This is a genomic window from Rhizobium leguminosarum bv. viciae (genome assembly GCF_012276115.1).
Lineage (GTDB): Bacteria > Pseudomonadota > Alphaproteobacteria > Rhizobiales > Rhizobiaceae > Rhizobium > Rhizobium leguminosarum_T.
This window is the reverse complement of record NZ_WIEU01000005.1, coordinates 40,093-65,138: the sequence shown is the minus strand read 5'-3', so window position 1 is coordinate 65,138 and position 25,046 is coordinate 40,093. Positions and strand designations below refer to the sequence as shown.

Here is a 25,046-nt window from a genome sequence, read left to right as displayed (position 1 = left end):
GATGAAGGCCAAACTCGGCATGTCGCCCATCGCGTGGTGGAACGACGATCTTCCTGAGCTCAGCGACGATGTGTCACTCGAGGAATGCCTGCGGCAATCACGCAGTGCCGGCTTTACCGGCATGGAAAAGGGCCGCCGCTTCCCCGACGATCCCGAGGTGATGCTGCCGATTCTCCGTGCAGCCGACGTCACGCTGTGCGGCGGTTGGTTCTCGGGCACGCTTGTTGACGAGGAGCTAGCCGTCAATAAGGACCGCATCGCTCCGATGATCGAACTGTTCAAGGCCGTCGCTGCGCCCTGCATCGTCTATGGCGAAGTGGGCCGCTCGATCCAGGGCGACCGCTCGAAGCCGCTCGCGACCAAGCCGCGCCTTTCCGATGACGAGATGAAGGCCTATGGGCGCCGCGTCACCCAGTTCGGGGAATGGTGCGCCGAGCAGGGCATGCCGCTCTCCTACCACCATCACATGGCCGCCGTGGTCGAAACCGAGCCGGAACTCGATGCCTTCATGCGCCACTCGGGCGAAGGCATCCCGCTGCTGCTCGATGCCGGGCATTTGGCCTTTGCCGGCGGCGACGTGCTCCGCGCCATCGGAAATCATCACGCCCGCATCAACCATGTTCACGTCAAGGATATCCGCAAGCCTGTCGTGGATGGGCTGGACCGCAGCCGACAGTCCTTCCTCGATGCGGTGGCACTTGGCGCCTTCACGGTGCCGGGCGACGGCTCGCTCGATTTCGCCGCCATCGTCCAGCGGCTGGCCGATCACGGTTATGAAGGCTGGTTCGTCGTCGAGGCCGAACAGGATCCGCGCAAGGCCCCGCCACAGAAAATGGCCGAGATCGGCCACGCCGAGTTGATGCGCGTCATGACGGCTGCGGGCTATACCGTGGAAACGGAAGGCTTTCCTAAGGGATCGTAGAGAACTGTTTGCCCGGAGATTCCTCCCACAAGGAGTTGGTCTTTCCGGACTGCTGGAGCAAGTAGCCCCCTCATCCGCCCTTCGGGCACCTTCTCCCCGTGGGGAGAAGGGGGAATGGAACGGCGCGGCATGTCCCTTCTCCCCTCGGGGAGAAGGTGGCGGCAGCCGGATGAGCAAGGGGGCCGCACACGCCAATTTACAAGGAAAACACCAATGCCAAATCTCAAGGTGAAACCATCAGGCACGCATGGCCGCGTCACGCATGTCACCCCGGAAAATGCCGGCTGGACCTATGTCGGCTTCGATCTGCATCGGATGAAGCCGGGCGAAACCGTCTCGGGAGAGACGGGCGATCGCGAAGTCTGCCTCGTCTGGGTGACCGGCAAGGGCAAGGCGTCTGCCGGCACCAAGGATTTCGGCACGCTCGGCGGCCGGATGAACCCGTTCGAAGGCGCCCCGCATGCGCTTTACATCCCGATGGAATCGACGTGGTCGGTGACGGCGGAGACCGATCTGGAGCTCGCCGTCTGCTCCGCACCCGGCGGCGGCACCTATCAGGCGAAAGAAATCCCGCCAGGCACGCATCCGCAGGTGACGCGCGGCAAGGGCACGAATGTGCGCTATGTCAACAATATCATGCCGGAAGACGACAGCTCGGCGCATTCACTGCTCGTCGTCGAGGTGATTACGCCAGGCGGCCACACCTCCTCCTATCCGCCGCACAAACACGACCAGGACGACCTGCCGAACGAGAGCTTCCTGGAAGAGACCTATTATCATCGCCTCAACCCGCCGCAGGGCTTCGCTTTCCAGCGCGTCTACACCGACGATCGCTCGCTCGACGAAGCGATGGCGCTCGAGGACGGCGATGTGACGCTGGTGCCGAAAGGCTATCACCCCTGCGCCGCCTGCCATGGTTACGATCTGTATTACCTCAACGTCATGGCTGGACCGCAGCGGATCTGGAAATTCCATAATGCCACCGAGCACGAGTGGCTGCTGAAAGCGTAAGCGTCGCGTTCGATCGCTAAATAATCTGACAGCGCGGAACCGCCGCTGATGGTTCACTGCCTCCATCCAATCACGGATGGAGGATCACAATGCATAGCTCGAATTCCACAATCTCGGCCCGCAATATGCGGCCCGGCCTGTTCCTTGCTATAGTCACCGCAGCACAGTGGCTGGCGCGCAAAATGAACGAACGGCGCAACTGCAATGCTCTGATGGAGCTGTCCGACGAGCAGTTGAAGGATATCGGCCTTTCCAGGGGGCAGACCGAAAGCGACGTCCATGTCTACAGTCGCTACTGAAACTTAAGCGTGATATTGTGCCGCTAGGTCGCCTCATCGGGCGGCCTGTCTGACCCGGAAGATGCAATGTCGCAGTTTTCAACAGCGCCGCTCCTGAAAACGAAGACGGTCACCATTCGTGACATCGTCTGCAATGGCGAATGCCGCCACAAGAGCGACGAGGAATGCGCTCACAAAACGAGCCTCGTCTATCCCTATCGCGGCGTCTTCATGCGGCATGTCGGCCGCAACGATACGGTAGCCGAAGCCAATCAAGTCTTGTTCTTCAATGCCGGCCAGGGATATCGAATCAGCCACCCTATCGAGGGTGGCGACGCCTGCATCGATCTGGCGATCGACGAATCCATGCTTGAAGAGCTTACGCCGAAGGAGCAGGCGCAGCCCGGCCCGCCCTTTTCCTTTCGCCGCCAGCGCCGGCGGATCGATCCGCGCGCGCAGGCGCTGGTTGCGCTCCTGCGTCATGGTCTCAGCCGCAACGTCGCCGAAACGCTGGAAGCGGAAATATTGGCGCTGACGCTGGTGCGCCGCTCACTCGGCGAGCGCACATCGCATGCGGCGGGCGCCAGCGCCGGCCGGCAGAAGCTCGTCGACCGGGCAAAGCTGGTGCTTTCCTCCGATCTCGCGCGGCGCTGGACGCTATCGGAAATCGCCACCGAAGTGGGCGTCTCGCCCGTTTATCTCACCCAGGTCTTCCAACAGGTCGAGGCGACGCCACTCTATCGCTACCAGCTTCGGCTGCGGCTTGCCCGCGCGCTCGATCTGCTTGGCCAATACGAGGATCTGACGGCGCTCGGTCTCGACCTCGGCTTTTCCAGCCACAGCCATTTCAGCGCTTCCTTCAAGCAGTCCTTCGGCCAGACTCCGGCCAATTCCAGCGCTCGGCACAGCTGCGGCGGAAGTAAGAGCCCAGGTCGATCGCTAAAGATTTCGACAGCGCCGATGCCCTCTTCGATGATCTTATGAGCCTGTCCCGATCCTGGGGCGATCAACGGAGGATCACCAGATGAAGAAGACCACATGCGCCGCCTGCGACTGCGAACTCGGCGCGGATACCATCACCGTCAAGCTCGGCGGCAAGACTGTCGAGGTCTGCTGCCAGGAATGCGCCGAGGCGCTGAACGAGGCGGAAGCCGCGACAACGGCCGCTTCGAGCGGCAAAGAATAAGCCAACAGACAAAAGCCGTGCCGGGGTGCGCGGCTTTTCCGTCTCAGGCGGGCAGAATCCCGTAGCGCCAGCCGCGGCGTTTGGCGTTTTGCGACAGGACCAGGAAAGCAAGGATGAACATGCCTGCCTCGGCAAAGACCGGCACCATCCAGATCCCCTGCTCGCCGAAGACGAAGGGCAGCAGGAAGGTGAGCGGCAGGGTGAGCAGATAGGGCCGCGACAGGCCGAAGATCGCCGCGCGCGGCGCATCGCCGATCGATTGGAAATAGGATGACAGGATCAGCATCTGCCCGAAGAGAAAATAGGCGCCGATCGTCCAGGGCAGAATGCGCCTGACCTCGGCGATGATCGCCGGATCCGCAACGAAGACGGCGCCGAGGCGGCCGGCCAGCAATTCGACGGTGATTTCCACCATGGTGCAATAGACGAGCGCTGCGAGCATGGCGATCTGCAGGCTGCGGCCGACGCGGAGCCCGAGGCCGGCGCCGTGATTGTTGCCGGCGACCGTCTGCAGCGCAATGCTGAGGCCAAGCAGCGGCAGATAGGTGAAGGTCATGATCCGGGTGATGATGCCATAGGCAGCCACCGTCGCGGCATAGTCATGCGCGCTCCAGAGCGAAACGTTGATCAGAATGGCGGCTGAGGCCAGCGATATGCCGATGAAGCCGAGGCTCATCGGCGCGCCGAAGGCGACGATGCCGCGCCATTCGGCAAGAGCCAACCCTCGGAAAGGCCTCAGTGCCGCCGGCCGGCGCCAGCGATAGGCGAGCACAGCCGCGAGACAGACGAATTGCGATGCGATGGAGCCGACTGCCGAACCGAGCACGCCCCAATGCATGACCGCCATGAACAGCCAGTTGCCGAAGATGTTGAGCAGCGAGGCCGACAGCGTCACCAGCGTCATGAAACTGATCTTGCCTTCGCAGCGCAATCCGTCGAGATGCAGCGACAGGAAGAAGCCGACTGGCGCACAGGCGATCATCGCGCCCATGAACAGCATGGCGCCATCGGCCACGGCAGCATTACCGGCAGCACCGGCATCGATGATCTGCCGGCCGACAGTCCAATAGACCAGATTGAAAATGAGGGTAACGGCGAACGTCAGCGCATGCGCGCCGGCAAACACCCGACGCGCGCCTTGACGATCGCCGGCGCCGAGCCGGCGGGCGAGGATGCTCGCCATGCCGTTCGAGACCAGCGATTGCAGGGCGATCAGCAGCATCAGCCCGGGGAAAATCAGGCTGACGGCAGAGAGCGCGTCCGGGCCGACATAGGCGCCGAGAAAATAGGCGTCGACGACGGTGAACAGGCCGTTGATGGTGGTGATCGCGACGATCGGCGCCGCCGTTTTGATGAAGACGCCCGGCAGCCAGCCGGTAAGAAAGGCATTGCCTTGAGAAAGATCGGTCATGGAAAATCCGTGCGATATGAGGCAGGGCCCGATCCGGCTTAAAAGTCATCCGGATCCGGACGGTCTCAAAAGGACAAAAGCAATCTAGAGATCGAGCACCAGATGCGGCACGCCGTTCGAGGTCTTCCGCGGCGAGACGCCGTCGGCATCGATCTGCGCGTTCACACGCTGGCGAAAGGCGGAAAAGCTCTCGAAGGTGACGACGTCCACCGGCTCGTCGAAATGGATGGTGATCCTGTGGAGGTCGCCGCCGGGCAGGGCCGAAAGCGCCAGGACTTCGCCGGTGAACGGCTGATTGAGATAGCGGCCGCGAATATGCGCGCCGACGAAGAGCGGCGTCTTGGGAGCAGCATTGGGCTTTGCCGCAAGGGCCGCGAGCGTGTTCCAATCGCGCGCGCCGTGCTGGCGGGCAATCATTTCTAACGCCGCACTGTGGGTCAGCGTGGTACCGCGATCGTTCATAGCCTGACGCAGGCGCTTGGCCTGAGCCTTCAATTCATCAATGGCAGGATAGGTCGTCGTCATGGCGTGAGCCTTCGCAAGGCATGCTCTTCGATGCGGATGGGAGCTCGCATTGCCGCCAGTCAGCATGCACAAAGGGCCGTGACCATGATCGCGAGGACTTCACCATGGATTTTCATCCGCGAGCGGCCGGTGCCTCGAACCGGCCTTTGTATGCGCGAACGCCACCGACATGTCAAGAATGGCGCATCTGCTTCAGGAATGCGCAGCTTTGGAGCAAATCTGCACGAAATCGGTGCGATTTTCCCGCGGCTTTCACATAAGCATTCAATCTTAACGGTGTTCTTCAGCAAATGTCAGCATTCTTCGGCTAATATCCTGTCGTATTACAAGCGGAGGCTAAAAGGGCCTTTCAGATGCACCTCGACACAGAACACCCCAAGCCGGAACGTGCTTACAGGGAATTCAACCTCGACAGGCCCGGCAACATCATCTTCGTCGGCCATCACCTCAGCACCGGAACGCAGGTGCGCTGCCTGATCCGCACGATCACGCTTGCCGGCGCATTGCTCGAAGTCAGCCCGAACCTGGAAATGCCGAGCCATTTCTTCCTCGAAATCCTCGGCATCCATGACGAGATCGGTGCGACCGTGGTCAAGCGTGAAGGCGAATTGGTGACGATCAGCTTCAACATGCTGATCAATCCGGAATTCCTGCACCACGTGTTGCGATTGAACTTCGAAACCTGAGGCTTTTCCCGATCCGCGATTCATCGCGGCACGGCACCCTTGTTTCTGCACCCCGTCTTGCGACAAGACGCGCGATGATCGAAACGGCCCAGAGAAATCCGCGCCATTCCGGACGCTCGAGTGGATCGGCCAAGGGATCATGGCAGATCCGGCGATTGCCGATTTCGATTTCCCTAAAGAGAACAACCCAGTTGAGATCCATTGCTGCATTCTCCATCTATTTGGCTCAGGCATTTGAGCTAAGCTTTCGCGGCCTTCCGATGTAGAGGCGCTGGGGAAAGGGGGTTTTCATCCATGAAAGATGCGAGCTGGGACGACCTGCAGCTTTTCTTTTATGTTGCGACCGGCGGCGGGCTTTCGGCGGCGGCGACGCGCACGGGGCTCAGCGCACCGACGATCGGCCGGCGCATGCTGGCGCTCGAACGGGTGACCGGCCGCTCGCTCTTCAGCCGCGGCCCCACCGGTTATCTGCTCGCCAAGGACGGGCAGGAGCTGCTCGATCGCGTCCGGCTGATGCAGGATGCGGCGCGTGCGATCTCCGACTGGCGCGGCGAGGTGCTGACACTGCCGATCGTCTCGACGGCCGCCGACAGCTGGACCTCGCGCTTCGTCGCCGACCATCTGGCAAGCGTCTGGACGCCGAAGGACAGTTTCCGCATGTGCTACAAGACCTGCGATGCGAGCGTCGATTTCACCTATCGCGAGGCGCATATCGCCATTCGCCACAGCCGGCCGGAGAGCGGCAACGTCGCGATCCGCCGTTCGGTCAAGGTGGCGCATGCGGCTTATCAGGCGGCCGGCTATGACGACAAAAACTGCAACTGGATCTCGCTCGGCACAGATACCGCCATCACGCCGGCGGATAAATGGACGTTCGAACAGCCGGATTCCTGGATCACCAGCTGGACGAACACGCCGCATATGCTCTTCTACCTCATCCGCGGCGGTGCCGGCCGCGGCGTGCTCCCCTGTTTCATCGGCGATCAGGAGCGCAGGCTCGTCCGCGCCGGGCCTGTCATCGACGAACTGACCTACGACATGTGGATCGTTGCGCATGACGACGAGCGGCAACGGCCGGAAGTCAGGATCGTCATCGACCGCCTGGCGGCGCTCTTTGCCGATCATGAAGATCTGTTTGCCGGGCAGAAACCGTCCGCATGACGCGAAAACGCGGGCCTTTCGACCCGCGTTCCCTCAGATTGGGCTAGAGCGGTTCAGCTTCACGGGAAGCGCATAACCGCTCTAGCCTTCTGTTTTTACGCAATTCCGGACAGAAAACCGCTTCACACTTTTCCTGGAATTGCTCTACTGGTTCTTCGCAATTCCGGACGGAAAACCGCTTCACACTTTTCCTGGAATTGCTCTAACGGTTCAGGCAGCGAGATGCCGCTCGATCTCATCGACAGGCATATTGGTATAGTCCTTCGCCAATTCCACGGAGATCGCTGCTTGCGTATCGGCGCTGAGCGCCGGCCGCAGCGTGCCGAGTGCTTTCGGCGGCGCAACGAGGACGATGCGGCGGACATCCTTTTCCTGCGCCAGCTCATCCAGCCTTTCCGCGACCTGTTTCAAGAATTGGGCTTCGGCCTGATCCTGCCAGTTGGTCTCCTCGACAGCACTGCGGCTGAAGCCATCGGCGGCATGGCTGCGGCCAGGCTTGTCGGTGCCGATCTCGCGGTCTGGCTCGCTCGGCTGCGTTAGAGTTTCCAGCACCTTCAGCTTCATCAGCTGGGCATCGCCGGCATTCTGCATGATCAGAGCCTTGGCTCCGTTGCAGACCACGACCCATGATTTCCAAGGGATTTTGACGTCGGTCATCTTCAACTCCTCGCTGTCGTCATTCGAAGCGCGCCGTGCTTCATCGATCAAGGCACAACGCTCGGCCATTGAAAGAGTTCGGGAAAATTGCGCCGAAATCGAACGGGGCGGCGATCCGGCCGACCCTTGCTGCGCAGAAAGGCCAAGCTCGGTAAATTGACGACGAAGACAGCGCTGTTTGCCTATGCCGGCACCTTTCTCACTCTTCTCATCTGCGACGGGATATGGCTCGGCCTCATCGCCCGCAACTTCTACCGCGACCAGTTGGGAGTGCTGATGCTGCCCTCGCCCAATCTGGCGGTCGGCGCACTGTTCTACCTGTTCTTCGCCGCCGCAGTGGTGTGTTGCCGTGCTGCCAGCGCTGTCGGCGGGCTCTATCGCCACGGCGTTCTCCACGGTGCCATTCTGGGACTGGCGGCCTATGGCACTTATGACATCACCAATCTCGCCACGCTTCGCAACCGGCCGCTCGCCATGAGCCTGGTCGACATGGCCTGGGGCACGGCTCTGACGGTGCTGACTGCCGCCGGTAGATATTTCGCTGTCAGATTTTTTGGCTGAAACGGGAGCCTGGAGATGAAAGCCCGCGTCCCGAAAATGGACATCGGGCGTCCCGCTTGGGAACAAAGTTTAAACTCGTTAAAATTGTAATTTTATATTTGACGAATGTGCAAAACATTCATGTGACCTTGGTTGGAGCAAGACCCCGGCTTGAATGAGATCAAGACCAGCTTGCTCGTGATCAAGACCCCAAATGTGCACTGTCTGACGGAGAATGTGAATGACTATGCTCCGCGCTACACACCTTGCTACGGTCAAATCCGCCGTCTACGACCTGCGCTGGGAAGAGTTCAACGTCAAGAGACCCGCCCGCATCGTCGCTGTCCGCCCGTGCCTGACCGGCGTGTCGATGCGAAGCGCCGAGATCATCGATATCTCGCAGGGCGGCGCCACCTTCATCGTATCGACCACCGCCGGTCTGCCGAAACATTATTATCTCAACATTCTCGGCCTCGCCTACCGGATCGGCTGCGCCGAGGTCTACCGCCATAAAGAACGCATCGGCGTGCGGTTCATCAACATCATGGACCCCGAGGTTCTGCGCCGCGTCGTCCGCACCGATTTCATGATCGGCAACATGGAAGCGATCGACGCCCGGCGTGCGCCGATCTTCCGCGCGTAAACAGGCCGGCGACACGCGCGGCGCTGCCGTTGCGGAAATAATCTTGCTTGCGTTGGCCGTGCCCGGGCCTATTGTTTCGCCGATTGTCAATATGTCCGGGAAGCTGCCTTCGCATGTCCGCCTTTTCGCGCTTCACACCTCTTGCCAGCGCCCTGCCCTCCACAGTTCCCTTCGTCGGCCCCGAGGCGATCGAGCGCCAGCGCGGACTTGCCGTTTCGGCGCGCATCGGCGCCAATGAGAACGGCTTCGGCCCAGCCGCTTCTGTCTTTGCAGCGATGCGCGAGGAGGCCGGCAATATCTGGAAATACAATGATCCGGAGAATTTCGCGCTCCGGGAAGCGCTTGCCGCCCATCTCGGCGTCTCGGCCGCCAATATCGCCATCGGCAGCGGCATCGACGAATTGCTCGGCCAGATCGTCCGGCTGGTGATCGAACCGGGCGCGCCCGTCGTTACCTCGCTCGGCGCCTATCCGACCTTCAATTTCCATGTCGCCGGTTTCGGCGGCCGGCTGGTGACCGTTCCCTACGCAAACGACCGCGAGGATCTCGACGGGCTGCTCGATGCGGTGAAACGCGAGAATGCGCCACTTGTCTATTTCGCCAATCCTGACAATCCGATGGGAAGCTGGTGGGATGCCGACAGCATCGCCGCTTTCGCCCGTGCGCTGCCCGAGACGACGCTGATGGTGCTCGACGAGGCCTATAGCGAGACGGGGCCGGCAGGGTCGCTGCCGTCGATCTCCTCGCTCATCGAGCTGCCGAACGTCATTCGCACCCGCACCTTCTCCAAGGCTTACGGACTTGCCGGCTCACGCACCGGCTACGCGATCTCGACGGCAGGTACGGCGCAGGCCTTCGACAAGATCCGCAATCATTTCGGCATGAACCGGCTGGCGACGGCAGCAGCGCTCGCGGCGCTGAAGGACCAGGCCTATCTCGTCGAGGTGGTCGGAAAAATCCATGCGGGCCGGGAGCGGATCGGCGGTATTGCCCGGGCGAACGGCCTCCAACCGCTGCCCTCGGCGACGAATTTCGTGGCGATCGACGCTGGCCGCGACGGCACTTATGCCAGGGCGGTCGTCGACGGATTGATGGAGCGCGGGGTTTTCATCCGCATGCCTGGCGTGGCGCCGCTCAATCGCTGCATTCGCGTCAGCGTCGGGCCGGAGGCGGATATGGCGCTTCTCGAAGAAGCGTTGCCGCAGGTGCTGGAACAGATCAGCCGATAAAACGAAGAACCGCGGCCGGTGGGATCCGGTCGCGGTTCCGCTCTCCCGGCGTCGGCCCCGTCCAAAGCGCCCCGCCAGTCCCTCTTTTTGAGGTTGTTATTGCTGCTCTTGTCGAATTCCTGATCGAAGACGCCGAAGCGGCCTAAAATCATCCTGTTCTAGTGAACCGTCATCCACTCGCGGGCGGCGCGCAGCGCTGCTGCGAGCTGCATCTTGTCCATGGCGGCGGCCACGTCGGCGCGAAGCTCGGCGGCGCGGTCGTTGCCCTTGATTGCGGCGATGTTCAGCCATTTGTGGGCTGCGACGAGATCGACTTCGCAGCCGCGGCCGGTCGCATACATCAGACCCATTTCGCAGAAGACATCGGCGCTGTTGTTGTCGCCACCCATGGTGGCCGTTTCAGCATTGTGCATTTCAAAGCGTGCCATCGGTTTTATCCCTGTTAGCCTGTTTATGACTGACCCTGTTTTACCTCTAGGCCTTGCCGTCTGTTGCGGCTTGCGGCCCTTCCGGTCCGGCGGGTTTGCCCCGCTCGTTTGATGGGTTCACTATGCCAAACGGCTTTCAAAAAACGGCTAAAATGCATGATTAATTTGAGACAAACAAAGTGCAAACACTTGGTAAAATTGGATTTTCGTTAAACATCGGACTCCCTGCGAATTAAGGATTTTCGAGCGGATTTTACGAAAGATTCAGATTTGAAAATAAACGGATCGTTCATCATGAAATCAGCAGGCGATATCTTTGAAAGCTCGCCGCACGGCTTTTTCTCGCGTTTTTCAGCCAGTCAGCATGATAGCGATTGACCCTGTTTACCTTTACGTTCGCGTCAGTTATTTTCGCGGCGATCAAGGACATCATGGAGGAAAAGATGATCCGCAGCTTCGTTCTCGCCGGCGCCATAACAGTGATCGCAGGTATTGCGCATGCCGAGGAGCCGATCGTCGGCAACTGGAAGACGGCTGCCGGCGATACGGCGGTGATCGCATCCTGCGGCGGCAGTTACTGCGTGACACTGAAGAGCGGTAAATATGCCGGCCGGAAGATCGGCACGCTTGCGGGAACCGGCGGCAGCTATGCCGGCGAGATCACCGACCCAGCCGCCGAGAAGACCTATAGCGGCTCAGGCAAGGTTTCCGGCAATTCGCTGAGGATGCAGGGCTGCGTGATGAAGATCCTCTGCAAGTCTCAGACCTGGACGCGGCTTTGAGAGAACGCGGGGCGGACAGCAGGCAACGGCCGAGATGTGTTAGAGTGTACACAGCTCAACACAGGAGTTTTCGAAATGGCCGGCAGCACGACCATGACAATTCGGGTCCGCCCCGACGTAAAAGAAAAGCTCGACAGGATTGCGGCCGACACGCAACGCAGCAAATCATTCCTCGCCGGCGAGGCCGTAGCGACCTATGTGGAGCGCGAGCTTGAAATCATCGAGGGTATCAAGCGCGGCATGGCTGATGCGGAAGCTGGATGCGTTATACCGCACGAGCAGGCTGTCGCCGAAATGCGTAAGGTCATCGAGGATGCCAAGCGTAGGAAGAGCCCGCGCGGATGAGGCCGGTTCTTTGATCGAAGGAAGCACATCAGGATAATCTGGAAATTCTGCGTTACATCGCAAAGGACAACCCCGATGCGGCCGAAAGGGTCGTGGACGCCATCGAGGATGCCGGCAAGAAACTTGGCGAATTTGCAACCGGTCGGCCAGGACGAATAACTGGCACTTATGAAAAATCCCTCACCCGGCTCTCCTACATAATTTCCTATGAGCTGCGGTCGATCGCGGGGCGCGAAAGCGTCGTCATCTTGCGTGTGATCCATACCGCGCGGGATTGGCCGGCCGAAGAATAGCCGAGCCAACTTATAAGCGTATCGTAACGCACCTGCGCAGCCATCATCCATGCCTCGAAGCCCCTTGGCGGTCGGCCCGAGCCCGCCCGGCAAGCTGAACGGCTGATGAACCGGTATCTCAGCACTCGTTCAGCCGTCGCATGCCAAAACTCTTCTCACGATAGAGTTGCGTATCGGGGACAAGGCAATGGACCACTATATTATGGCAAGACGCCTCAGCATCATCACGCTATTTGCGGCGATCTTTGCGATCACGTTTTCGGCAGTCGTGGTGCATGAGGGTGGCGGCGGTGCACAGTCGCATTTCGGGGCGAGCTATACCTGTCTGGAGAGAAACGGCAGCTTCTGCGCGCCCGCGGTGAGGTGACTGGCATCAGACACGGAAGGAGATAAAAATCGAATTCCGCCGGCGCGCGTCGTTTGCTTGTCAAGAACAACTCTCTATAATGCGTCATGAACAAACGAATCTCCCTTTTGTCGCCCCTCGACATATCCTCTCCACCGCCTTTCCAGCCTCAGAGCTTCGATGATCCCGCCAAGGCGGTCGAGACGCTGACAGCGCTTTACGAGCGCAACACGGCGTTCCTGATCGAGAGTTTCAGCGAACTTGCGCAGGGCGCTCCGATCTCCTCGCGCTACCGCGCATTTTATCCGCAGGTCAGCATCGAGACGACAAGCTTCGGCCATGTCGATTCGCGGCTTTCCTACGGTCATGTCACGGCACCCGGCATCTACACGACGACCGTCACCCGGCCGAAACTCTTCAAGCATTACTTGAAGGAGCAACTGGCACTCTTGATGAAGAGCCACAATGTGCCTGTGATCGTCTCGGAATCTGCGACGCCGATCCCCTTGCACTTCGCTTTCGGCGAGGGTGCGCATGTGGAAGCTTCGACCAACGCCTTCGTCGACGTTCCGATGCGCGATATCTTCGACACGCCCGACCTCAACACCACCGACGACGAGATCGCCAACGGCGAATATATCCCGCCGCCGGGAGAGCCCTCGCCGCTGGCGCCGTTCACCGCGCAACGCATCGACTATTCGCTCGCCCGGCTGTCGCATTATACGGCGACGCATGCCGAGCATTTCCAGAATTTCGTGCTGTTCACCAACTACCAGTTCTATATCGACGAATTCTGCAGTTGGGCGCGCAAGCTGATGGCGGAGGGCGGCGACGGCTATACCGCCTTCGTCGAGCCCGGCAATGTCGTCACCCTGCCCGGCTCGAACGCGCCGGAAACGGATGCCACCCTCACCCGCCTGCCGCAAATGCCGGCCTACCATCTGAAGAAGAAGGGCCATGCCGGGATCACCATGATCAATATCGGCGTCGGCCCCTCCAACGCCAAGACGATCACCGACCATGTCGCCGTGCTGCGCCCGCATGCTTGGCTAATGCTCGGCCACTGCGCCGGTCTTCGCAACAGCCAGCGGCTCGGCGACTATGTTCTCGCCCATGCCTATATGCGTGAGGACCATGTCCTCGACGACGACCTGCCGGTCTGGGTACCGATCCCGGCGCTGGCCGAAGTGCAGGTGGCGCTCGAAGCAGCCGTGGCCGAAATCACCGGCTATGAAGGTTTCGAGCTGAAGCGCATCATGCGGACCGGTACCGTCGGCACGATCGACAACCGCAACTGGGAACTGCGCGACCAGCGCGGGCCGGTGAAGCGGCTCTCCCAGGCGCGCGCGATCGCGCTCGACATGGAATCGGCAACGATCGCCGCCAACGGCTTCCGCTTCCGCGTGCCCTATGGCACGCTGCTCTGCGTCTCCGACAAGCCGCTGCACGGCGAATTGAAGCTGCCGGGCATGGCAACGGCCTTCTACCGCACGCAGGTCAACCAACACCTGCAGATCGGCATCCGTGCCGTCCAGAAGCTTGCCGCCATGCCGAAGGAAGCGCTGCATTCACGCAAGCTGCGCAGCTTCTTCGAAACGGCCTTCCAATAGGCCGTTTCCTCATCTGCCCGTCGTGACAGGCGCAGAGCCCTCGGCCAGCATCTGCGGCCTACCGGCGGCAAGATTCAGCCCTGATATCAGCAAGGTGAAGGCCACCACGACGAAAGCGATGCGCAGCAGAGCCTTCAGCGCATCGGCATCGTCGAGTACTACCAGCTGACGCTTCTCGTGGCGACGTGCCCAGATCTGGCTTGCCAGAGCGATTTCAAGAATGCTCATTTCCATTCTCCTCGACGGGTTTCGATGAAGCCTAAAGCGCGTCGCGATCTTTCAGATTCGCTCCTCGCGCTTTAGGTTCTTGTTTTTACGCATGTCGTTATCGCAAAACCGCTGCACACTTTTGCGCGACATGCTCTTGTCGAGCGCTGCCTTGCGATTTCGACACCTCGTCCGCACAAATTTTTTTCGCGGCGCTGTCGAAATGCATGCAGGTCGTTCGTCCATGTTTATGGGAACAGAGCAAGGAGGCTGCCGCGATGAAATATCTCTGTCAGGTCTGGTTCGATGGCGGGGTGCTCGACGCCATGACACAGGAGCAGAAGACCGAACTCGACACTAATTCCTTGAACTATGACAAGGACCTCGTCGAAAGCGGGCATATGATCGTCGCCCAGGCGCTACAGCCGCCGAAATCGGCGGTGACCGTACGGGTGCGCAATGGCGAGATGTCGGTGACGGACGGTCCCTTCGCCGAGACGAAGGAGGCGCTCGGCGGCTTCATCCTGATCGAGGCCAAGGATCTCAACGAAGCGATCCGCATTGCCGCGGGCATCCCGCTCGCCAGCCTCGGCGCGATCGAGGTGCGGCCAATCCACGAATTCGAAGCTAAATGAGGAGAGACCAATGAAATTTCTATGCCAGATCTGGTTCGACACGGAAAAAAGCAAGCTGGTCCCTCAGACCGAATGGGATGCGCTCACACAGGAATGCATCACCAGCGACAATCGCTGGCGCGAGAGCGGCCATCTGCTGGTGGCGCTCGCCTTGCATGACCCGTCAACGGCGATCACGGTCCGCCTGCGCAATGGCGAAGCCTTTGCGACCGATGGCCCATTTGCCGAAATCAAAGAGCACCTCGGCGGTTTTTTGCTGATCGAAGCAGAGACTATCGAGGAGGCGAGGACGATCGTGTCGAGTTTTCCGATCCTCAAATATTGCTCGATCGAAGTGCGCCCGACTTACTCCATTGAGGATGGGAAATAGCGATGCGGTACATCTGCCTGATTTATAACAGCACCGACACGGACGGAACGCTGACGCCTGATGAAACCGCCGAACTTATCAAAGCGCATTTCGCTTTCGATGAGGAGCTGAGCCGCGAAGGCATCATGATCCACTCCGATGCCTTGGAGATGCCTGACACGGCGACCGTGCTGCGCGTTCGCAACAACACGCTCTCCGCCACGGACGGTCCCTATGTCGAAACGAAGGAGCATCTGGCCGGCTTCTACGTCATCGAGGCGCCCGACATGGTCAAGGCCAAAGAGATCGCCGGGCGAATCCCGTCGGCCCGTTACGGCGCGGTCGAACTGAGGCCCGTGCGGCCGCTGACCCTGCCAGACTGAGGAGCCTGATTGGAAAGCATCATCGAAGAAATCTACCGAACTCAATCGCGCCGGGTGCTGGCGACGCTGATCCGTCTGCTCGGCGATTTCGACCGGGCGGAGGAGGCGCTTCACGACGCGTTTGCCGCCGCCGCCCGGACATGGCCGACGGACGGCATTCCCGGCAATCCCTTCGCCTGGCTCGTTTCGACAGGGCGTTTCAAGGCGATCGACACGATCCGACGGCGGGCGCGTTTCGATGCTTCGCAGCATCATATCGAGGACAGCCTCTACACGCCCGATGCAACGGAGATCGGCGACATGGAACCGATCGAGGACGACATGCTGCGGCTGATCTTCACCTGCTGCCATCCGCTCATCCCGGCCGATGCGCAGATGGCGATGGCGCTGAGGGAAATCTGCGGACTGACCACCGAAGAGATCGCCCATGCCTTCCTCATTCCGGCGCCGACGGTGGCCCAGCGGATCGTGCGCGCCAAAGGCAGGATCCGGGCGGCGAAGATCCCCTACGAGGTGCCGGGCCGCGAGGCGCTGCCGCCGCGGCTAGACCGGGTGCTGCACGTCATCTACCTCGTCTTCAACGAGGGCTATTCGGCCTCTTCGGGCGATGAGGTGGTCCGCGCCGACCTGACCGCAGAAGCGATCCGTCTGGCGCGACTGCTTCTGGCGCTGCTGCCGCATCCCGACGTCTCCGGCCTGCTGGCCTTGATGCTGCTGCAGGATTCCCGCCGCACCGCCCGCCGCGTCGGAGACGGATCGCTGGTGCTGCTTGCCGATCAGGACCGCTCGCTCTGGGATCATGCGAAGATTACGGAAGGCCTGGCGCTGCTCGCCGCGGCGATGGAAGCCGGAGAGATCGGCACCTATACGCTGCAGGCGGCGATCGCCGCCGAACATGCCAAGGCGCCGGCTGCCGAAGAGACCGACTGGCGGCGGATCGCCTTCTATTACGATCTGCTGCTGGCGGCGCAGCCCTCTCCGATCGTCGAGCTCAACCGCGCCGTGGCGATTGCGATGGCCGAAGGGCCAGCGAAGGGGCTGGACCTGATCGATAACATTCTGGGACGCCGGGAGCTGCAGGCCTATCACCTCGTCCATTCGGCGCGCGCCGATTTCCTGCGCCGTCTCGGCCGGAGGCAAGAGGCGATCGCGGCCTATCAAACGGCGCTGTCGCTCTGCCGGCAGGAGCCGGAGCAGGCGTTTCTGAGAAAGCGGATTTCAGAGCTTGCCACGACGTCCGAGCGGTAGTGAGATCGCAGTTCCCGTCAGCGCCGAGACAATGATCAGCAAGTGGGCATTGACGCTCGCCTGTGCCAGCGCGGCAAGGGCCAGCCGCTCGCTGGAGGCGCCCAATGCGATGGCGCCGGCGGTGATGCCGGCCGGATAGGTGCCGACGCCGCCTGGCGCATGCATCGGCAGCACGGAGGAGAGTTCGCCGCCGAGCGCGCCGCCGAAGCTTGCCGCCATCGGCAGCACGCCCATCAGGCCGAGCGCCCATGCGAGCACCATCACCTTCACCAGCCAGTTGACGATGGTCATCGCCCAGGCACGCGCAAAGGCGACGGCATCGAGCGGCAAGCCGTTTTCGATCTCGGCGACGAATTTCTGCGCCTTCGCAGGCAGCAGCTTGGCGGCAACTCGCAACAGCGGCTTGCGCGCGGCGAAAGCTGCCACCGGCAGCAGCAGGAAGATTGCCCAAAGCGACCAGGCGACGGCCGCATCTGTGGCAGCAATGGCAAAGCCGATGCCAGCAGCCGCCAGAAGCGCGTGCAGGTCGAGCAGCCGCATGACGAACAGCGCCGAGGTCCCGCGCGTCAGCGGAATGCCGAATTCGGTGCGCATCAACAGCGGAAAGCTGGTTTCGCCGGTTCGGAAAGGCAGCATGATGTTCAGCAGATTATGGATCTGCGTGACGCGGAAGAGGGTCGCAAACCGGCCGGCCGTTTCCTTCGGAAAATAATCGTAGATGCGCCATGTGCGCAGGAAATAGGTGCTCGTCAGCAGTACGAGCGCAGCGATCACGGGACCCGCGCCGACATCGGCCCATTGGCTGATGATGACGGGCCAACCCCAGAACCATTGGATGAAGAGGCCATAGGCTGCGACGATGACGACCGTCAGAACGGTCATGCGATTGCGCATAAACCAGGATTGCCGGCTTTCAACGATCGAACTCTTCATGTAGTAGGCATTCCTCGCTTGGCGTCGGCATGGGCCTCGGTTCCGTCGCCAGGCGTTTTAGGAGAAATGAAGGTTGCGCACAACGGCGGAGTTGACGGCGACGGCGGCGATATCGCCTTAAGGCCGACGATCCCCCAGGACGACCGAAAAATAACGACGCCTTGCCGGCCTGACTTGGAGATCGATGTTGAAGCGCATTACCAGAAGCATTACGAGCGCAAGCCTGTTTCTGGCAGTCTATTTCCTGCTGAACATCGCGCTCCGCATCGCATTGCCTCATACGCTCGATCTCGACGAGGCGGAACAATCCTTCTACTCGCAATACCTGCTTGCCGGCTACGGTCCGCAGCCGCCCTTCTACAACTGGATCCAATATGCCATCGTTTCGGTGACAGGCATATCGATGTGGGTGCTCTCTGTGCCGAAGAACATCATTCTCTTCGGCTGCTATCTCTTCTACGGGCTTGCTGCCCGCGAGGTACTGAAGAACCGTTCGCTCGCAGCCGTCGCCATGCTGAGCCTGATTACCCTGCCGCAGGTCGGACTGATGGCGCAACGCGAACTGACCCATACGGTTGCTCTGCTGTTTGCGACCTCGCTCTTCCTCTTTGGTTTTTTCCGCACGCTGCGCCAGCCGATGATCTGGAGCTATCTTGTCATCGGCATCGCCACCGGCATCGGGCTCATCTCGAAGTATAATTTCGTCATCCTGCCATTTGCCGCCCTCATCGCCGTACTGCCGGAGCGGGAATGGCGCAGCCGTCTCATCGACTGGCGTTTGCTGCCGGCGGCCGTGCTCGCCATTCTGATCGTGCTGCCGCATGCGCTCTGGCTGCCTGACAATCTCGTCAGCGCGTCTGCGCCGACGCTGGAGCGGATGACCGCCGAAGACCTGGCCCCGGCCGGCCTGCCCCGCATCGGGCAAGGGCTGCTGTCTCTGGTTATCGCCGTCCTAGGCTTCGTCGCACTGCCGATCGTTCTCATCGCGGCCGCCTTCCGGCGCGACTTCTTTCGCGCGCTCTCCGCTACCAGCCCGATGATCCGGGTGATCGAGCGGATGATGGTCATCAGCCTGCTCGCCTTCGTCGGCGTGGTCCTCTTCGCCGGCGCGAGCGATATCCACGAGCGTTGGCTCGACCCATGCCTGCTCGTCCTGCTGATCTATCTGTTCCTGAAACTGGAAACCGCAGACCTCGATCTTTCCGCCGGTCTTGCCCGCTTCCGGCCCGTGGTGCCGGTCTTCATGGTCGTCATCCTGTCGATCCTTCTTTTCCGGATCGTCGGCATTCAATATATCGGCCCTTATACGAGAACGAACGTACCCTTTTCCGGCTACGTGGCTGAATTGACCGCGACCCGCAAGCCGGTTCTCATCGTGGCGGGAACCAAGTTCGTTGCCGGCAACATGCGGCTGGAGTTTCCCGATATTCCCGTCGTGATCCCGTTCTTTCCCGGTCCCGGAGTTCCAGAATATGCGGACGCGAAGGGGCCGGTGCTGGTTATCTGGCGCGGCGAGACCGCAGATGATCCAACAATTTCCCCCGGCTTCGCCAATGACCTCGTGAGATCGGGCATTCATCTGCAAGAGTTGAAGACGCTGACGCTGCCCTATCTCTTCGGTGACGGCAAACGCAGCTTCTCCATTGGTTACTCCTGGGTGGATGGCGGCGCGAAATAGCGCCCCGGCAGATCAGCCGATTGCGGGAATCGGCATTGCCCGCTGGCAACCGGCGGACACTTCATGTAGTAGCCTTCCGCAAGTGCGGCGGCGGCATTAAAGATTGCTCGGCCGTCCGGCCTTTTGGAGATGAAAGTTGCAGACAACCGTAGAGCCCATTCGCGGTACGAATGATCCGGTACAATCGCTCGAACTGTCGCTGGTCGTGCCCATTTTCAACGAAGAGCAAAGCGTCGGCCCGCTTGTCGAGCGTGTCGCGGCTGCGATGCTCAGCTACCCCCATCGCTGGGAGCTGATCCTCGTCGACGACGGCAGCACGGATGCGACACTCGTCAACGCCCGCAAGTTCGTCGGACGCGAGGGGCTGACGCTTAGGATCGTCGAGTTGCAGCGCAACTTCGGCCAGACAGCCGCCATGCAGGCCGGCATCGATACTGCCCGTGGCCGCCTGATCGCGACGATGGACGGCGACCTGCAGAACGACCCGAAGGACATTCCTTCGATGGTCTCCGAGCTGGAACGGCGTGAACTCGACCTCTTGGTCGGCTGGCGCAAGAACCGCAAGGACGGTCTGTTCCTGCGCAAGATCCCCTCCTGGTGCGCCAACTACCTGATCGGCCGCATCACCGGCGTCAAGCTGCATGATTACGGCTGCAGCCTGAAGATCTACCGTGCCTCGATCATCAGGCAGGTGAAGCTGATGGGCGAGATGCACCGCTTCATCCCCGCCTGGGTCGCCGGTGTCGTCCCGAGCTCGCGAATCGGCGAGATGGCCGTCACCCACCACGCACGCGAGCACGGCGTTTCGAAATACGGCATTTCGCGCACCTTCCGCGTCATCCTCGATCTGCTGTCGGTGATGTTCTTCATGCGCTACAAGGCGCGGCCGGGGCATTTCTTCGGTTCGCTAGGCCTAGGCCTCGGCGCGCTCGCCATGCTGATCCTGCTCTATCTCGGCTTCGACAAATTCATCCTGGGCAACGACATCGGCACGCGACCGATGCTGATGGTCGGCGTGGTACTTCTGCTGTCGTCGGTGCAGATGATCACCACCGGCATCCTGGCGGAAATGATCGCGCGCACCTATTACCGCGACGATGCCTCTCCGAATTACATCGTGCGGCAGATCTTCGACGATCAAAGCCAAGCCTAAGCCGGCAGCACGATGCTGGAGCGCGCGACGAGGACGATCAAAACCGCGGGCCTGCTGCTTGCAGCCTATTTCGTGCTCAACATCGTGCTGCGCATCGTGCTTCCGCATTCGCTGGAGCTCGACGAGGCGGAGCAATCCTTCTTCTCGCAATATCTGCTGGCGGGCTACGGCCCGCAGCCGCCCTTCTACAACTGGATGCAATATGCCGTCGTTTCGGTGACGGGCATGTCGATCGGCGCGCTGATCGTTCCGAAAAACATCCTGCTGTTCCTGTCCTATCTCTTCTATGGCCTTGCCGGGCGGCGCGCGCTGAAGGACGAGGCGCTTGCCGCCGTCGGCATGCTGGCGCTGATCACCCTGCCTCAGGTCTCCTACATGGCCCAGCAGGATCTGACCCACACGACGGCGCTGCTCTTTGCCAGCTCGCTGTTTCTCTACGGCTTCTTCCGCACGCTCGACCAGCCCGATATGGCGAGCTACCTGCTGCTCGGGCTTGCGACCGGCATCGGGCTGATCTCGAAATATAATTTCGCGCTGATGCCTGTCGTCGCCTTGATCGCCATCCTGCCCGATGCCGAATGGCGGCGCCGGGCGCTCGACTGGCGCATGCTGGCGGCGATCACTGTTGCGCTCGTCATCATCCTGCCGCACGCGATCTGGCTGCAGGGCAATCTCGCATTCGCCTCCTCCGACACTCTGGTCAAGATGGCCGCCGGCAGCGAACCCGCCGGCGCCGTGCGGATCGGCAAAGGCCTTCTCGCCTTTCTCGTCGCCATCATCGCCTTTGCGGCGCTGCCGGTGGTGATCTTCGCCGTCACCTTCCGCCGGGATTTTGTCCGGGCTCTTTCGGCGGGCAACCGCTGGACTGGGATGATGGAGCGGATGATGCTCGCAAGTCTTGCCGGCATCGTTCTGATCGTGCTGTTGACCGGCTCCACCACGGTGCGCGAGCGCTGGCTCGACCCCTTCCTGCTGGTGCTGCCGATCCATTTCCTGGCGAAAATGCAGGCGGCCGGGCTCGACCTTTCCGCCGGGCTACGCCGCTTCCGGCAGGTCGCGCCGGTGCTGATGGCCTGCGTGCTGATCGCACTCGGCTTCCGCGTCGTCGGTGCCGGGCTGATCGGCGCCTACAGCCGGCCGAATGTGCCGATGGCGGGTTTTTCGCGCGAGATGACGCGACAGGCGCAACCGGCGCTGGTGATCGCTTCCGACACCTATATTGGCGGAAACATGCGGCTGCAATTTCCCGATGTGCCGGTGGTGATCCCGGATTTTCCGGCACAGGGCATTCCGGCCTATGCCGAGGCCAAGGGGCCGGTGCTGATCGTCTGGCGCGGCAAGAAGACGGCGACGACTGCCGACGCGGTGATGCCGGAGCGGTTTTCATCGGCGCTGACGGCGGCTGATATCGCGTTGCAGGAGATCGGCTCGCTCTCGCTTCCCTATTATTTCGGCCGGCAGGGCGACAATTTCGCGCTCGGCTACGCCTGGGTTCGGCCGGGGATCAAATAGAATGACCGAGAGCAGCCGTCGCGACATCAGTTGGATCTTCGTTCTGCTGGCAGCCTATTTCGCGCTTCAGGTCGGCGTGCGGCTCGCAACCTCGCATTCGCTCGATCTCGACGAGGCCGAACAGGCCTTCCGCTCGCAATGGCTTGCCGCCGGCTACGGCCCGCAGCCGCCCTTCTACAACTGGCTGCAATACACCGTCTTCCGGTTTGCCGGCGTCTCGCTGACCGCGCTTTCTATCGTGAAGAACCTTCTGCTGTTCAGCTCCTACGTGCTCTACGGCCTGACCGCGCGGCTTATCCTGCGCGACAAGGCGCTGGTGGCGATCGCCACGCTCGGCCTGCTGACGATCCCGCAGATGGCTTTCGAGATGCAGCGCGACCTTACGCACACGGTCGCGGTGTTCTTCTCGGCCAGCATCTTCTTCTACGGCTTTATCCGCAGCCTGAAGCAGCCGAGCCTTGCCTCCTATCTGATCGCAGGCATCGGCATCGGTTTCGGCCTGCTTGCCAAGTATAATTTCGCGATCCTGCCGGCGGCAGCCCTGATCGCCGCGCTTTCGGATGCGCGCCTGCGGCCGCGGATCTTCGACTGGCGGCTGGCGCTGACGGCGGCGGTGGCGCTCGTCATCACCCTGCCGCATCTGTTCTGGCTGAAGGATAATCTCGATTTCGCCACCGCACGCACCCTGGAGAAGATGACCGCGAGCGGCGATGCGAGTTATCTCACGCAGGTCGCCATGGGCGTGAGCTCGCTCGCTGTCGCCACCATCAGCTTTGCCGCATTGACCGTGGCGGTGTTTGCGATCGTCTTCGGCAAGGGCCTTCGTCCGGCGCTCGCCTCCGGCTCGGAATGGACGCGGCTTCTCGAGCGGATGATGCTCGTCTTCTTGGCCGGCATTCTGTTTCTGATCGTCTTCGGGGGTGCTGCCGGCATCAAGGATCGCTGGCTGGTGCCGATGCTCTTCATCCTACCGCTCTATTTCTGCCTGAAGATCGAGGCAGCAGGCGTCACGACAGACAGAGCGTTCCGGCGTTTTATACCCATCCTCGCCGTCATCATGATCGGCGTGCCGGCGGCCCTTTACGGGAGCGTTGCGACTGCGCGCTTTACCGGTCATTACGAGCGGCTGAACAGGCCCTATGCCGGCATGCTGGAAACCTTGCGCAAACAGGCCGAACCGGCCGCGATCCTTGCCGGCGACAGCCTGCTTGCCGGCAATCTCAGGCAGGATATTCCCGGCGTGCCGGTCCTCTCGGTGGATTATCCAGGCTTCAACCCGGATCTCTCCAGCCGACGACCGCTTCTCCTCGTGTGGCTCCTCCCCAAGGGCGGAAGCGAAGCGCTGCCGCCTGATATGGCTGAATGGCTGCAGGCCAATCTCGGCACGTCCGCACCTGAGGCGTCGGTGATCGACGTGCCCTATGTCTATGGGCGCGGCGACGACCGCTACCGTTTCGGCTATGCCTGGGTCAATCAGCCTGGCTGAGCGCAATCAGGGTTTCAGCTCCTTCCAGGCCAAATCCAGCGCCAGCCTGGTAATCCTCGCCATCTCGTCCACCTCGGCGTGACTGATGACGAGCGGCGGCGAGGCGAGCATGCGGTCGCCGGTGGCGCGCAGCACCAGACCGTTCGCCAGCGCGTGGTTGCGCACCAACGCACCGACCTGATCGGGCTTGGCATAACGAGTGCGCGTGCTCTTCTCGGCGGCAAGCTGCAGTCCGCCCATCAGGCCGATGCTGACGGCTTCGCCGACCAGATCATGGTCTGCCAGCGCTGCCCAGGCCCTGCCGAAATAGGGGCCGATATCGTCGCGCACGCGTTCGACCAGTCTTTCCTCCTCGATGATCCGCAGGTTTTCGAGGGCTGCGGCAGCGCAGACCGGGTGGCCGGAATAGGTGAAGCCGTGGTTGAAGTCGCCGACCTCGTTGATTAGCACATCGGCGATGCGGTCGCTGACGAGCACGCCGCCGATTGGCAGGTAGCCGGAGGAAAGCCCTTTGGCGATCGGCGCCAGATCGGGCTCGACGCCGAAATAGTGGTGGCCGAACCACGCGCCCAGTCGGCCGAATCCGCAGATCACCTCGTCGGTCACCAGCAGGATATTGCGCGCCTTGCAGATGCGGTCGATCTCCGGCCAGTAGGTCTCGGGCGGGATGATGACGCCGGCAGCGCCCTGCACCGGCTCGGCGACGAAGGCGGCGACGTTCTCCTCGCCGAGTTCGTCGATCTTCGCTTCGAGCTCGCGGGCAACCTTGAGACCGAATTCAGCGGGTGAGAGATCGCCGCCCTCGCCATACCAATAGGGCTGGCCGATATGGACGATGCCCGGGATCGGCAGGTCGCCCTGCTCATGCATGTACTTCATGCCGCCGAGGCTGGCGCCGGCGACGGTCGAACCGTGATAGCCGTTCTTCCTCGATATGACGATCTTCTTCGACGGCTTGCCGATGGCGCTCCAGTAGACCCGGGCCATGCGGAACCAGGTGTCGTTCGCCTCCGAGCCGGAGCCGGTGAAGAAGATATGGTTGAACCGTTCCCCGGCATGGGAGGTGACCTTCTGCGCAAGCAGCGTCGCCGGCGTCGAGGTCGTGCCGAAGAAGGTGTTGTAATAGGGCAGCTCGTTCATCTGCCTGGTGGCGGCATCGGCGATCTCCCGGCGGCCATAGCCAATATTGACGCACCAGAGGCCGGCGAAGCCATCGAGATATTTCCTGCCGTGATTGTCGAAGATGTAGACGCCCTCACCGCGCTGGATGATACGCGCGCCCTCGGCATTCAGCTTCTTCATGTCGGCGAAGGGATGCAGGTGGTGCGCGGCGTCGATCGCGGCAAGGTTCGAGGGTGGGTAAGTATCGGGCATGATTGGTAAAGACCCTCGCGGATTGAAAGGCTGAT

General features: G+C 61.4%; 29 protein-coding genes and 2 pseudogenes. 23 read left to right on the top strand and 8 right to left on the bottom strand.

The annotated features are described in order from the left end of the window. Window position 1 precedes the first annotated feature (1 nt). From iolE to GFM02_RS11305, 5 genes and pseudogenes are all read left to right on the top strand, one after another. Window positions 2–922 carry a myo-inosose-2 dehydratase gene (gene iolE, locus GFM02_RS11325; protein ID WP_168321726.1) on the top strand — a complete coding sequence of 307 codons (921 nt, stop codon included), beginning with the start codon at window positions 2–4 and terminating at the stop codon, window positions 920–922. A gap of 213 nt (window positions 923–1,135) precedes the next feature. Further along, entirely contained in the window at window positions 1,136–1,933 is a 798-nt protein-coding gene (gene iolB, locus GFM02_RS11320) for a 5-deoxy-glucuronate isomerase (protein ID WP_168321725.1), read from the top strand. Between the two features lie 89 nt (window positions 1,934–2,022). Next, window positions 2,023–2,232, top strand: a complete 210-nt coding sequence (locus GFM02_RS11315) for a DUF1127 domain-containing protein (protein ID WP_105005537.1) — start codon at window positions 2,023–2,025, stop codon at window positions 2,230–2,232. 66 nt (window positions 2,233–2,298) lie between these two features. Continuing rightward, window positions 2,299–3,134: pseudogene (locus GFM02_RS11310) on the top strand (helix-turn-helix transcriptional regulator). Window positions 3,135–3,235: 101 nt separating this feature from the next. Continuing rightward, a complete protein-coding gene (locus tag GFM02_RS11305) occupies window positions 3,236–3,397 on the top strand; it encodes a hypothetical protein (protein WP_168269994.1) in 162 nt (53 codons plus the stop codon). 43 nt (window positions 3,398–3,440) lie between these two features. Here GFM02_RS11305 and GFM02_RS11300 read toward each other — a convergent pair whose 3' ends face one another. Both GFM02_RS11300 and GFM02_RS11295 read right to left on the bottom strand, forming a co-directional pair. After that, the gene (locus GFM02_RS11300; protein WP_168321724.1) at window positions 3,441–4,808 is read right to left on the bottom strand and encodes an MATE family efflux transporter; all 1,368 of its coding nucleotides are present in this window, start codon (window positions 4,806–4,808) and stop codon (window positions 3,441–3,443) included. Window positions 4,809–4,892: 84 nt separating this feature from the next. Continuing rightward, on the bottom strand, window positions 4,893–5,333 hold the full coding sequence (locus GFM02_RS11295) for a glyoxalase superfamily protein (RefSeq protein WP_131665982.1): 441 nt from the start codon (window positions 5,331–5,333) through the stop codon (window positions 4,893–4,895). 353 nt (window positions 5,334–5,686) lie between these two features. On the opposite strand from GFM02_RS11295, the gene GFM02_RS11290 reads away from it, so the two are divergent. Next, window positions 5,687–6,019 carry a hypothetical protein gene (locus tag GFM02_RS11290; RefSeq protein ID WP_003558042.1) on the top strand — a complete coding sequence of 111 codons (333 nt, stop codon included), beginning with the start codon at window positions 5,687–5,689 and terminating at the stop codon, window positions 6,017–6,019. Here GFM02_RS11290 and GFM02_RS35080 read toward each other — a convergent pair. Continuing rightward, window positions 5,970–6,221, bottom strand: a complete 252-nt coding sequence (locus GFM02_RS35080; RefSeq protein WP_168321723.1) for a hypothetical protein — start codon at window positions 6,219–6,221, stop codon at window positions 5,970–5,972. The genes GFM02_RS11290 and GFM02_RS35080 overlap by 50 nt on opposite strands. A 92-nt stretch (window positions 6,222–6,313) precedes the next feature. Between GFM02_RS35080 and GFM02_RS11280 the strand changes: the two genes are divergently transcribed. Then, on the top strand, window positions 6,314–7,180 hold the full coding sequence (locus GFM02_RS11280; RefSeq protein WP_168305151.1) for a LysR family transcriptional regulator: 867 nt from the start codon (window positions 6,314–6,316) through the stop codon (window positions 7,178–7,180). Between the two features lie 210 nt (window positions 7,181–7,390). Here GFM02_RS11280 and GFM02_RS11275 read toward each other — a convergent pair whose 3' ends face one another. Beyond that, a complete protein-coding gene (locus GFM02_RS11275; protein WP_026265109.1) occupies window positions 7,391–7,837 on the bottom strand; it encodes a host attachment protein in 447 nt (148 codons plus the stop codon). Window positions 7,838–7,963: 126 nt separating this feature from the next. On the opposite strand from GFM02_RS11275, the gene GFM02_RS11270 reads away from it, so the two are divergent. The 3 genes from GFM02_RS11270 (at window position 7,964) to GFM02_RS11260 (ending at window position 10,249) form a co-directional block, all read left to right on the top strand. After that, window positions 7,964–8,398 carry a DUF2177 family protein gene (locus tag GFM02_RS11270; protein ID WP_246792208.1) on the top strand — a complete coding sequence of 145 codons (435 nt, stop codon included), beginning with the start codon at window positions 7,964–7,966 and terminating at the stop codon, window positions 8,396–8,398. A gap of 220 nt (window positions 8,399–8,618) precedes the next feature. Continuing rightward, a complete protein-coding gene (locus tag GFM02_RS11265; protein ID WP_003546879.1) occupies window positions 8,619–9,020 on the top strand; it encodes a hypothetical protein in 402 nt (133 codons plus the stop codon). Between the two features lie 113 nt (window positions 9,021–9,133). Continuing rightward, on the top strand, window positions 9,134–10,249 hold the full coding sequence (locus tag GFM02_RS11260; RefSeq protein ID WP_168321722.1) for a pyridoxal phosphate-dependent aminotransferase: 1,116 nt from the start codon (window positions 9,134–9,136) through the stop codon (window positions 10,247–10,249). A gap of 158 nt (window positions 10,250–10,407) precedes the next feature. Here the strand turns inward: GFM02_RS11260 and GFM02_RS11255 are convergent, their stop codons facing one another. Further along, complete coding sequence (locus GFM02_RS11255) at window positions 10,408–10,677, bottom strand: sel1 repeat family protein (protein ID WP_003546876.1); 270 nt, start codon at window positions 10,675–10,677, stop codon at window positions 10,408–10,410. Window positions 10,678–11,120: 443 nt separating this feature from the next. Between GFM02_RS11255 and GFM02_RS11250 the strand changes: the two genes are divergently transcribed. From GFM02_RS11250 to GFM02_RS11230, 5 genes and pseudogenes are all read left to right on the top strand, one after another. Beyond that, window positions 11,121–11,459 (top strand): DUF2147 domain-containing protein, encoded by a 339-nt coding sequence (locus GFM02_RS11250; protein ID WP_168321721.1) that lies wholly within the window; start codon window positions 11,121–11,123, stop codon window positions 11,457–11,459. 75 nt (window positions 11,460–11,534) lie between these two features. Continuing rightward, window positions 11,535–11,804 carry a CopG family ribbon-helix-helix protein gene (locus GFM02_RS11245; protein ID WP_168321720.1) on the top strand — a complete coding sequence of 90 codons (270 nt, stop codon included), beginning with the start codon at window positions 11,535–11,537 and terminating at the stop codon, window positions 11,802–11,804. Further along, window positions 11,801–12,097 (top strand): annotated as a pseudogene (locus GFM02_RS11240) (type II toxin-antitoxin system RelE/ParE family toxin). Before GFM02_RS11245 ends, GFM02_RS11240 begins: the two are co-directional and overlap by 4 nt. A 187-nt stretch (window positions 12,098–12,284) precedes the next feature. After that, entirely contained in the window at window positions 12,285–12,464 is a 180-nt protein-coding gene (locus GFM02_RS11235; RefSeq protein ID WP_027665194.1) for a hypothetical protein, read from the top strand. Window positions 12,465–12,550: 86 nt separating this feature from the next. Beyond that, window positions 12,551–14,053, top strand: a complete 1,503-nt coding sequence (locus tag GFM02_RS11230; RefSeq protein ID WP_131665989.1) for an AMP nucleosidase — start codon at window positions 12,551–12,553, stop codon at window positions 14,051–14,053. A gap of 9 nt (window positions 14,054–14,062) precedes the next feature. Here GFM02_RS11230 and GFM02_RS11225 read toward each other — a convergent pair whose 3' ends face one another. Next, window positions 14,063–14,281 carry a hypothetical protein gene (locus GFM02_RS11225; RefSeq protein ID WP_168321719.1) on the bottom strand — a complete coding sequence of 73 codons (219 nt, stop codon included), beginning with the start codon at window positions 14,279–14,281 and terminating at the stop codon, window positions 14,063–14,065. Window positions 14,282–14,538: 257 nt separating this feature from the next. On the opposite strand from GFM02_RS11225, the gene GFM02_RS11220 reads away from it, so the two are divergent. Genes GFM02_RS11220 through GFM02_RS11205 form a run of 4 tightly spaced genes read left to right on the top strand, consistent with a single transcriptional unit; the run spans window position 14,539 to window position 16,875 of the window. After that, window positions 14,539–14,895, top strand: coding sequence for a YciI family protein (locus GFM02_RS11220; RefSeq protein WP_168321718.1), 357 nt, complete (start codon window positions 14,539–14,541; stop codon window positions 14,893–14,895). A 10-nt stretch (window positions 14,896–14,905) separates the two neighbouring features. Further along, a complete protein-coding gene (locus GFM02_RS11215) occupies window positions 14,906–15,265 on the top strand; it encodes a YciI family protein (RefSeq protein ID WP_168305159.1) in 360 nt (119 codons plus the stop codon). Window positions 15,266–15,267: 2 nt separating this feature from the next. Then, complete coding sequence (locus GFM02_RS11210) at window positions 15,268–15,627, top strand: YciI family protein (RefSeq protein WP_168321717.1); 360 nt, start codon at window positions 15,268–15,270, stop codon at window positions 15,625–15,627. A 9-nt stretch (window positions 15,628–15,636) separates the two neighbouring features. After that, complete coding sequence (locus GFM02_RS11205; protein WP_168321716.1) at window positions 15,637–16,875, top strand: RNA polymerase sigma factor; 1,239 nt, start codon at window positions 15,637–15,639, stop codon at window positions 16,873–16,875. Here GFM02_RS11205 and GFM02_RS11200 read toward each other — a convergent pair. Then, window positions 16,846–17,808, bottom strand: a complete 963-nt coding sequence (locus GFM02_RS11200; protein WP_168321715.1) for a lysylphosphatidylglycerol synthase domain-containing protein — start codon at window positions 17,806–17,808, stop codon at window positions 16,846–16,848. The two genes, GFM02_RS11205 and GFM02_RS11200, sit on opposite strands and share 30 nt — an antisense overlap. A 184-nt stretch (window positions 17,809–17,992) precedes the next feature. Here GFM02_RS11200 and GFM02_RS11195 point away from each other — a divergent pair, with 184 nt between their 5' ends. The 4 genes from GFM02_RS11195 (at window position 17,993) to GFM02_RS11180 (ending at window position 23,637) form a co-directional block, all read left to right on the top strand. Then, on the top strand, window positions 17,993–19,486 hold the full coding sequence (locus tag GFM02_RS11195) for an ArnT family glycosyltransferase (RefSeq protein ID WP_168321714.1): 1,494 nt from the start codon (window positions 17,993–17,995) through the stop codon (window positions 19,484–19,486). A gap of 136 nt (window positions 19,487–19,622) precedes the next feature. Next, window positions 19,623–20,639, top strand: a complete 1,017-nt coding sequence (locus tag GFM02_RS11190) for a glycosyltransferase family 2 protein (RefSeq protein WP_168286375.1) — start codon at window positions 19,623–19,625, stop codon at window positions 20,637–20,639. A gap of 12 nt (window positions 20,640–20,651) precedes the next feature. Next, a complete protein-coding gene (locus GFM02_RS11185) occupies window positions 20,652–22,151 on the top strand; it encodes an ArnT family glycosyltransferase (RefSeq protein ID WP_168321713.1) in 1,500 nt (499 codons plus the stop codon). Window position 22,152: 1 nt separating this feature from the next. Then, on the top strand, window positions 22,153–23,637 hold the full coding sequence (locus GFM02_RS11180) for an ArnT family glycosyltransferase (RefSeq protein ID WP_168321712.1): 1,485 nt from the start codon (window positions 22,153–22,155) through the stop codon (window positions 23,635–23,637). A gap of 6 nt (window positions 23,638–23,643) precedes the next feature. Here GFM02_RS11180 and GFM02_RS11175 read toward each other — a convergent pair whose 3' ends face one another. After that, window positions 23,644–25,011, bottom strand: coding sequence for an aspartate aminotransferase family protein (locus GFM02_RS11175; RefSeq protein ID WP_168321711.1), 1,368 nt, complete (start codon window positions 25,009–25,011; stop codon window positions 23,644–23,646). Between the last annotated feature and the right edge of the window lie 35 nt (window positions 25,012–25,046).